Annotated in this window: 8 protein-coding genes; all 8 read right to left on the bottom strand. The window is 64.0% G+C overall.

The window, feature by feature from the left end; translation table 11 throughout:
- Positions 1-103 precede the first annotated feature (103 nt).
- Positions 104-1,255: an ABC transporter substrate-binding protein gene (locus CV770_RS39995; protein WP_091955892.1), complete on the bottom strand. Its 1,152-nt coding sequence runs from the start codon at positions 1,253-1,255 to the stop codon at positions 104-106.
- A gap of 89 nt (positions 1,256-1,344) precedes the next feature.
- Positions 1,345-1,764 (bottom strand): acyl-CoA thioesterase, encoded by a 420-nt coding sequence (locus tag CV770_RS39990; RefSeq protein ID WP_028142151.1) that lies wholly within the window; start codon positions 1,762-1,764, stop codon positions 1,345-1,347.
- Positions 1,765-1,776: 12 nt separating this feature from the next.
- Complete coding sequence (locus CV770_RS39985) at positions 1,777-2,538, bottom strand: SDR family NAD(P)-dependent oxidoreductase (protein WP_091955893.1); 762 nt, start codon at positions 2,536-2,538, stop codon at positions 1,777-1,779.
- A 27-nt stretch (positions 2,539-2,565) separates the two neighbouring features.
- Positions 2,566-4,449, bottom strand: a complete 1,884-nt coding sequence (locus CV770_RS39980) for a feruloyl-CoA synthase (RefSeq protein WP_104466213.1) — start codon at positions 4,447-4,449, stop codon at positions 2,566-2,568.
- Positions 4,446-5,255 (bottom strand): crotonase/enoyl-CoA hydratase family protein, encoded by an 810-nt coding sequence (locus CV770_RS39975; protein WP_028142148.1) that lies wholly within the window; start codon positions 5,253-5,255, stop codon positions 4,446-4,448. The genes CV770_RS39980 and CV770_RS39975 overlap by 4 nt, the downstream gene beginning before the upstream one ends.
- 279 nt (positions 5,256-5,534) lie before the next feature.
- Complete coding sequence (locus CV770_RS39965) at positions 5,535-5,996, bottom strand: DUF3237 domain-containing protein (RefSeq protein ID WP_091955895.1); 462 nt, start codon at positions 5,994-5,996, stop codon at positions 5,535-5,537.
- Positions 5,997-6,007: 11 nt separating this feature from the next.
- Entirely contained in the window at positions 6,008-7,327 is a 1,320-nt protein-coding gene (locus CV770_RS39960; protein ID WP_028142146.1) for a TRAP transporter large permease, read from the bottom strand.
- Between the two features lie 2 nt (positions 7,328-7,329).
- Complete coding sequence (locus CV770_RS39955) at positions 7,330-7,839, bottom strand: TRAP transporter small permease (protein ID WP_018321429.1); 510 nt, start codon at positions 7,837-7,839, stop codon at positions 7,330-7,332.
- Positions 7,840-7,889 lie beyond the last annotated feature (50 nt).

Here is a 7,889-nt window from a genome sequence, read left to right as displayed (position 1 = left end):
AATCTGATTTGATTTCTCACACGCGGTTGCTCGATCTCAGCCGCAAAAGCAAAAGAGCCGGCCCATTGGGCCGGCTCTCGTCGTCTCGAAACTTTCACTGTGCCTACTTCACCAGCGAGTACTTGCCGTTCTTCACCGTCAGCAGGATGCGCGAGCGCTCGTCGAGGCCGTAGCGGTCCTTTTCGGTGAAGTTGTAGACGCCCTGGCTTGCCGCCAGTTCCTTCTCCGTCAGCAAGGCCTGGCGGATCGCTTCGCGGAATTCCGGCGTACCAGGTTTTGCGGTCTTCAGCGCGGTCGGGATGATGCGCTTGAGGATCTCAAAGGCGTCGTAGGAATGGCCAGCGAACTGGCTGCGGCTGTTAGGGCCGTACTTTGCCTCATACGCGGCGTTGAGCGCGAGACCCGGCTTCTTGGTGGCGGCTTCGTCCGGCTGGTCCTCGGGGTCCATCACCGGACCCGACGCCATCAGCACGCCTTCGGCCGCTTTGCCGGCGATGCGGATGAAGTCCATGCTGGCTGCGCCATGGGTCTGGTAGATCAGGCCCTGATAGCCGCGTTCGCGCAGCTCGGTCTGCGGCAGCGCGGCTGCGGTGCCGGACGCGCCGACCAGGATCGCGTCGGGATTGGCGGCAACCAGCTTCAGCACCTGTCCGGTCACCGAGGTATCGGGACGGGCGAAGCGCTCCTCGTCGACGATGGTCATGCCCATCGGCACGGCCTGGGCTTTAAGGTCGTTGAACCAGAGGTCGCCATAGGAGTCGGAATAGCCGATATAGCCGAGCGTCTTCACGCCCTTGCTCTTCATGTGCTCGTAGAGCACCTTGCCCACGATCGGGATCGGCTGCGGCATCGCCACCGACCACTTCATGCGCTCGGGCGTGATCGGGAACGGCGCCAGGCCGAAATGCGGAATGCCGGCTTCGTTGGCGACGTTGGAGACCGCGATCGTCGGCGGCGTCAGCGCCGAGCCCATGATGATGTCGGCCTTGGATTCGGTCACGAAGCGGCGGGCGTTGGTGGTTGCGGTGGTGGGATCGCCGCCGTCGTCGAGCACGATCACCTTCAGCGGCACGCCGCCGATCTCCTTCGGCACGAATTCCAGCGCGTTGCGCTCGGGAATGCCGAGCGCGGCGCCGGGGCCGGTCGTGGTGGTGGTGATGCCGATGGTGATTTCGCTGGTCTGGGCCAGCGCGGGCAGCGCCGGCAGGGCAAGCGTCGCCGCGGTGATGGCGGCGGTCAGGTAAAAGCGTTTCATCTATTCCTCCCTTTACGTGTTTCTTTGAAAGCAGAAATCGGGGGGTAATTCAGCCCCCTCTTTTGGCGATGCGGCGATTAGCTCCGGCCTTAACTCCCCGTGAATTTGGCTACCATTTCCGCCGGGAACGGTGCCGATTTCAGCTTGTCGGGGTTAACGGGATCGCGACCGACCAGGACGCGGGTCTCAAAACCCTCGATCGCCAGCGCGTCACCCTTGTAGACGTTGTGCTTCACCTCGAAGCTCGATCGCTTGATGCTCTCGATCTTCGTTTCGATGGTGATCCAGTCGCCATAGGTCGAGGGGATGTAGAACTTGGATCGCGTGTCGACCATCGGGATGCCCACCAGGCCGTACTTGCGGACCAGATCCTGCTTGGAGAATCCGGCGACCTCGAACAGGGTCGAGGTCGAATCGTCGAACATCGCGAAATAGCGCGGGTAGTAGACGATGTTGGCGGGGTCGCAATCACCCCACTGGATCTGTACGTCGCGCCGGTTCACGAACATGTGTCGCGCGCCTTATTTCGGCGCCATGCGCAGCGAGCCGTCGAGGCGCACCACTTCGCCGTTCAGGTAGGAGTTCTCGACCATGTGCAGCGCGAGCGCGGCGAACTCGTCGGCATGGCCGAGCCGGCGCGGGAAGGGGATCGCGGCGGCGAGCGAGTCCTGGGCTTCCTGCGGCAGGTTCGCGAGCAGCGGGGTCAGGAACAGGCCGGGCGCGATGGTCAGCACGCGGACGCCGAACTGCGCCAGTTCACGCGCGATCGGAAGCGTCATGCCGACGATGCCGCCCTTGGAAGCCGAATAGGCTGATTGCCCGATCTGACCGTCATAAGCGGCAACGGAGGCCGTGTTGATGATGACACCGCGCTCGCCGGTCGCCTGCGGCTCCAGCTTGGACATCTCGGTCGCGGCCAGGCGCAGCATGTTGAAGGTGCCGATCAGATTGACCTTGATCACCTTGTCGAAATCGGCGAGCGCCATCGGGCCGTCGCGGCCGACGACGCGCTTGGCAACGCCGATGCCGGCGCAATTGACCAGCACGCGCGGCGCGCCAAGAGCCTTGGTCGCCTGCGCGATCGCAGCTTCAGCGGAAGCGGCATCGGAGACGTCGCAGGTCACGGCGACGCCCTTGATCTCGGCGGCGACGGTTTCCGCCAGCTTGGCATTGAGGTCGAACACTGCGACCTTGGCGCCCTGCGCCGCAAGTTTTCGCGCGGTGGCAGCGCCGAGTCCCGATGCGCCGCCGGTGACGATGGCTGCCTGATCTTTCAACAACATGGCGTTCTCCTGTAGCTTATGTCCGGGTTAGCCGACCGATATCACACGGTCCGACGGATTGGCAGCATAGAGCTCCTCGATCAATTCGGCGCGATGCTCGAGCACCGCGCGCTGGTTGATGGAGCCCTTGTCGGTGACCTCGCCCTTGTCGATCGAGAGCGGCGCGTCCATCAGGATCGCGCGCGTGATCCGGGTCGAGGAACCCGTGGCTTGGCTGAGGAAACGGGTCAGGCGCTCGCGAAACGCCTCGCGCACCAGCCGGTCGCGCGTTGCGACGACGAGATCGTCGGTCGGCAGCGTCGGGTTGATCAGCCGGCAGCCGTCGAGGTCGAGCACGACCAGCGCCGAGACCTCGTCACGATTGATGCCGGCAATGACGACGTCGCGCACCAGCGGGGCGCAGGCCGCAGTGAGGCGCGCGCGCAGCGGGCCGACGCTGACCCAGGTGCCGCTGGCGAGCTTGAAGTCTTCGCCGACGCGGCCGTCGAAATCGAAGCCTGCGTTGAGATCCTCGGGATCGGCGGGCTTGAGCGCATCACCCATCATGTAAAATCCTTCCTCGTCGAAGGATTTTACGCTGATGTCGGGCTGGCGCCAGTAGCCGGGCATGACGTTCGGCCCCTTGGCGCGCACTTCCAGCTTGCCGTTGTTCGGCACCAGCTTGGCGTCATTGCCCGAAACAGGCAGACCGACATGGCCGGAGCGGCTGGTGCGCGGATTGACCGACATGAAGAACGGCGCGGTCTCGGTCGCACCGAGCCCGGTCAGCATCGGAACCCGATAACCTTTTTCCTTCACCGCGAGCTCGTCGAGGCTGTTCCAGATGAATGGCGACAGCGCGGCGCCGGAGAAGAACATCGCGTGCAGCCGGTCGAAGAACTTTGCGCGCAGGCCCTGGTCGTCGCGCAAATAGGGCAGCAGTGATTCATAGCCCTTGGGCACGTTGAAATAGACCGTCGGCGAGATCTCCTGGAGATTGCGCACGGTCTCCTCGATGCCGCCGGGCATCGGCTTGCCGGCGTCCAGATACATCGAGCCGCCATTGTAGAGCGTCAGCCCGATATTGTGGTTGCCGCCGAAAGTGTGATTCCAGGGCAGCCAGTCGATGATGACGGGCGGTTCGTCCTTGAGGAAGGCGAGCGTCTCGCGCAACATCACCTGGTTGGCGCAGATCATGCGCTGGGTGTTGATGACGGCCTTGGGGTTGCCGGTCGAGCCCGACGTCAGCAGGAATTTCGCGATCGTGTCGGGGCCGATCTTGCCGTGGACATCGTCGAGATCGCCGCGGATCGGCGTCGCCATGAGGTCGGCGAGCGTGGTGACGTCGCGGCCCGGCACCTGGCCGTAGGACGCGGCGATCTCGGTGCCGAGCGAGACGTTGGCAGCAAGCGCATCGGCGAACTTGTCGGCATCCTCGGCGAAGACGAGGCCGGGCGTCAGCAGCTTCATCAGGTAAGAAAGCTTGCCGTAATCCTTCGACACCAGCGAGTAGGCCGGCGACACCGGGCAAAACGGAATGCCGGCATAGAACGCGCCGAACGCCAGCAATGCGTGATCGATCGAATTGCCGGAGAGGATGACGACCGGCCGCTCCGCCGACAGGCCGCGCGCGATCAGGCCCGACGCAATGTGGCGGCTCGCGACGAGCAGCTCGGCGTAAGTGATCTTGCGCCAGCCGCGGCCGCCTTCGCGCTCGGCCATGAAGACACGGTCCGGCGTGGTGCTGGCCCAGTGATGCAGGCGGTCGGTGAGGCGAACCGGATAGTCGCCGAGCGGCTGTTTCGGCCTGAGGTAGATCGTGCCGTCGTCGCGGGGTTCGATGTCGACGACGGGGTCGCCGAATGAAATGGGCCGCAGCGGGAAAGTGCTCGCGCCGCGCTCCATGCTGGAAGAGGACGGCTGCGCGCTCATGACTTGGGCTTTACCTTTGCGGTCTTGTGTTCGAGGAACTCGCGGATCCGGCGCTTTGCCTCTTTGTCGCTCTGCGCGACGGTCGCCATCAGCGATTCCATCAGCAGGCCGGTCTGCGGATTGGCCTCCGCGATCATGGGCAGCGCCTGGAGCACGGCGAAGTTCGTCAGCGGCGCGTTCGAGGCGACCTTGGTCGCAAGCTCCATCGCCTTGCCGAGCCCGTTGCCGGCTTCCGTGACATATTGCGCGAAGCCGTAGGAGGCGCCTTCGGTCGCGCTGTAGACGCGACCCGTCAGCATCATGTCCATCATCCGGGCGACGCCGATCAGGCGCGGCAGCCGCACCGAGCCGCCGCCGCCGACGAAGATCCCGCGCTGTCCCTCCGGGAGCGCGAAATAGGTCGAGGGTTCGGCGACGCGGATATGCGCCGAGCAGGCAAGCTCCAGCCCGCCGCCGATCACGGCGCCCTTCAGCGCCGCAATCACGGGGACGCGGCTGTACTGGATGCGGTCGAACACCCGGTGCCACATCTGGGAATGCAGCAGCCCGCCGGTCGCGTCATGCTCGGTCAGCTCTGAGAGATCGAGACCGCTGGAGAAATGATCGCCGATGCCGTGGATGACGACCGCGCCGATATCCTCGGGCAGGGAGGCAAAACACTCGCCGATTTCCAGGATGATGCCGTCGTTGAGCGCATTGCGCTTGGCCGGCCGGTTCAGACCCACGGTCAGAACCCGGTCCGCCCGCTCGATCCTCAATAGCCCGGAGGCACCCGCGTCAGCGGTCTCGGCGTTTCCCTGTGTCATTTGCGTCCTTGTCAGAATAGTTATGTTGTATAACGAATTTTGAGGGAGTCAAGGAGGGGCTGAGTTCTGGAGTTCCGGAAAGCCGGTCAGGGGGGTAAAATCCTTCCCCAAATTCGATGTCGTCCCTGCGAACGCAGGGACCCATAACCCCAGGGAGAGATTTGGCGAAGACTAGCCGTTCGGTACTCCCACCGCCCGCAATCGATAGATTCCGCGGTATGGGTCCCTGCGCCACGTGCGCAATTGCGCACTAGGCAGGGACGACAGCAGAGTGTGTGGTCACATCACCTGATGCACGTCGATCACCACGCGATCCGCATGCCGCGCCGCCGAGCCGACGAAAACGTGCTCCATCAACCAGCGATACTTTTCGTGCCCGGTCTCGAATTTCGGCACGGTGCGGAAATAGATCAGCTTGGGATCGACCGGCTCGCCGCGCTTGAGCTTCTGCAGCAGCTCGACCGGTCCGAAACGCATGCCCTTGTTCTCGACATAGACGATGGCGCCGTCGTCGGTCTCGAAGGCGTATTTTGCTTCCAGGTCGATCAGCTCGTTGGGCCGGATGATCTGGAAGTCGGCGCCGAACGGCAGCACCTTGCCTGATATCGCGCCCGTGACCTCACCGCCGATGATCGGGATGATGCGGCGGACACCGATGCCGGTCTCGCCGGCGGTGACGACGTCGCCGATGCGCGCGGTGATGGTGAAGACGTACTTCGTCTCGAGCGTCGGTGTCGTCATGCTTCACCCTGTCAATGCGCCATCATCCGCGTCGGCAGCCAGGTCGCCAGCAGCGGGAAGGCGATCAGGATCACGAGGCGGATCAGGTCCGTGACCACGAACGGAATCACGCCCTTGAAGATCGTGGAGAAGGAGACGTCCTTCACCACGCTCTTGATGACGAAGACGTTCATCCCGACCGGCGGGTGGATCAGGCCGAGCTCGACGGTCATGACGATGATGACGCCGAACCAGATCGGGTCGAAGCCGAGATGCGTGATCACGGGGAAGATGATCGGCACCGTGAGGATGATCATCGCCATGGCGTCCATCAGGCAGCCGAGCACGAGGTACATCACCATGATCAGCGCCAGCACGCCGTAGCTGCCGAGACCGAGGCCGGTGAGGAATTCGGTCACTTTCTGCGGCGTCTGCGTCACCGTGAGGAAGTAGCCGAAGATCAGCGCGCCGATCAGCACCGTGAACACCGCCGCGGCGGTGCGCGTCGCCTGCAGCAGCGAGGCCAGGATCTTCTCGCGGTCGAGCCGGCCCGTCAGCACGCCGATGATGAACGCGCCGGCGGCGCCGACGCCGCCGGCTTCCGTCGGCGTGAAGCGCGGCAAATAGGGCAGGCCGTAGAGGCCGCCGATCACGAAGATGAACAGCAGCACCGGCGCCCAGATCTCCTTCAGGCCGGCAAAGCGCTCGCGCCACGGCGTCACCTTGCCCTTGGGCAGGAAGTCGGGACGGAAATAGCCGATCAGGAAGATCGTGATCATGTACATGCTCATCGCGAGCAGGCCCGGGATGATGCCGGCGATGAAGAGCTTTCCGATGTCCTGCTCGGTGATGATGCCGTAGACGGCGAGCACCGTGGAGGGCGGCAGCATCGCGCCCAGCGTGCCGCCCGCGGCGATTACGCCAGTGGCGAACGACTGCGGATAGCCGAAGCGGCGCATCTCGGGATAGGCGACGGCGGAGAAGGTCGCGGCGGTCGCGACCGAGGAGCCGCAGATCGCGGCAAAGCCGCCGCAGGCGCCGACGGTGGCGATGCCGAGGCCGCCGCGCAAATGTCCGACGAAACCGTTGGCCGCACGGAACAGCTCGCGGCTCATGCCGGAATTGGACACGAACGAGCCCATCAGCAGGAACATCGGGATGACGCCGAAGGTGTAGTCGGTCACCGTGCGCATCGAGGTCTGGCCGACCAGCTTCAGGGCCGCCGTGCCGTTGACGAGATAGGCGAAGCCAGAGACGCCGACGAGGCCCATCGCCATGCCGACGGGCACGCGCAGCAGCATCAGGACAAACAGGGAGACGAAGCCGATTACGGCGACGGCATCGGTGCTCATGATTACTCCGTCGCCTTCAATTTGGGATCGTGCATGTCTTCGGGGTGGAAGATCAGGCGGTAGGTGCGGATCGCGATCAGCAGCACGGCACAGACGTCACCGACCCAGGCGATTGCGAAGAACGGCCATGTCGGCATGTGCATGTCGAAGGTCAGGACATTGTCGTTGTAGGTGCCGCGCACCTTGTCGAACAGCGTCCAGGTCTGCACCGTGACGACGAACAGCAGCACCAGGGTTGCGAACACGTCGATCCAGCGTTGATGGCGCGGTCCGACATTGCCCCAGACGAGGTCGACCGTGATGTGGGTGCCGCGATAGGAGGTCGCGGCGATGCCCCAGAAGATGAGGATGCCGAGCAGCATGCGGCCGATGTCGAACGAATCGGGGATCGAATAATTCAGCGTGTTGCGCAGCAGCACCGACAGGAAGATGTCGAGCGCGACGATGCCGACGAAGCCGGCCGCGATCCATTCGATTGTGTCGATGATGCGGTCCATCCAGGAGCGCTTCATGGGGTGGTCCTGTTCAAGATGAGTGCGTTGCATCCACGACGGTGCTGAGC

Origin of the sequence: Bradyrhizobium sp. AC87j1 (assembly GCF_002936975.1) — a bacterium.
Taxonomy (GTDB): domain Bacteria; phylum Pseudomonadota; class Alphaproteobacteria; order Rhizobiales; family Xanthobacteraceae; genus Bradyrhizobium; species Bradyrhizobium shewense.
The sequence above is the reverse complement of the archived record's forward strand: the minus strand, read 5'-3'. Positions and strand labels throughout refer to the sequence as shown.

What these genes read in the sequence shown, in the direction of transcription:
- CV770_RS39995 (WP_091955892.1), bottom strand. Translation starts at nt 1,255, where the DNA reads ATGAAACGCTTTTACCTGACCGCCGCCATCACCGCGGCGACGCTTGCC.
- CV770_RS39990 (WP_028142151.1), bottom strand. Translation starts at nt 1,764, where the DNA reads ATGTTCGTGAACCGGCGCGACGTACAGATCCAGTGGGGTGATTGCGAC.
- CV770_RS39985 (WP_091955893.1), bottom strand. Translation starts at nt 2,538, where the DNA reads ATGTTGTTGAAAGATCAGGCAGCCATCGTCACCGGCGGCGCATCGGGA.
- CV770_RS39980 (WP_104466213.1), bottom strand. Translation starts at nt 4,449, where the DNA reads ATGAGCGCGCAGCCGTCCTCTTCCAGCATGGAGCGCGGCGCGAGCACT.
- CV770_RS39975 (WP_028142148.1), bottom strand. Translation starts at nt 5,255, where the DNA reads ATGACACAGGGAAACGCCGAGACCGCTGACGCGGGTGCCTCCGGGCTA.
- CV770_RS39965 (WP_091955895.1), bottom strand. Translation starts at nt 5,996, where the DNA reads ATGACGACACCGACGCTCGAGACGAAGTACGTCTTCACCATCACCGCG.
- CV770_RS39960 (WP_028142146.1), bottom strand. Translation starts at nt 7,327, where the DNA reads ATGAGCACCGATGCCGTCGCCGTAATCGGCTTCGTCTCCCTGTTTGTC.
- CV770_RS39955 (WP_018321429.1), bottom strand. Translation starts at nt 7,839, where the DNA reads ATGAAGCGCTCCTGGATGGACCGCATCATCGACACAATCGAATGGATC.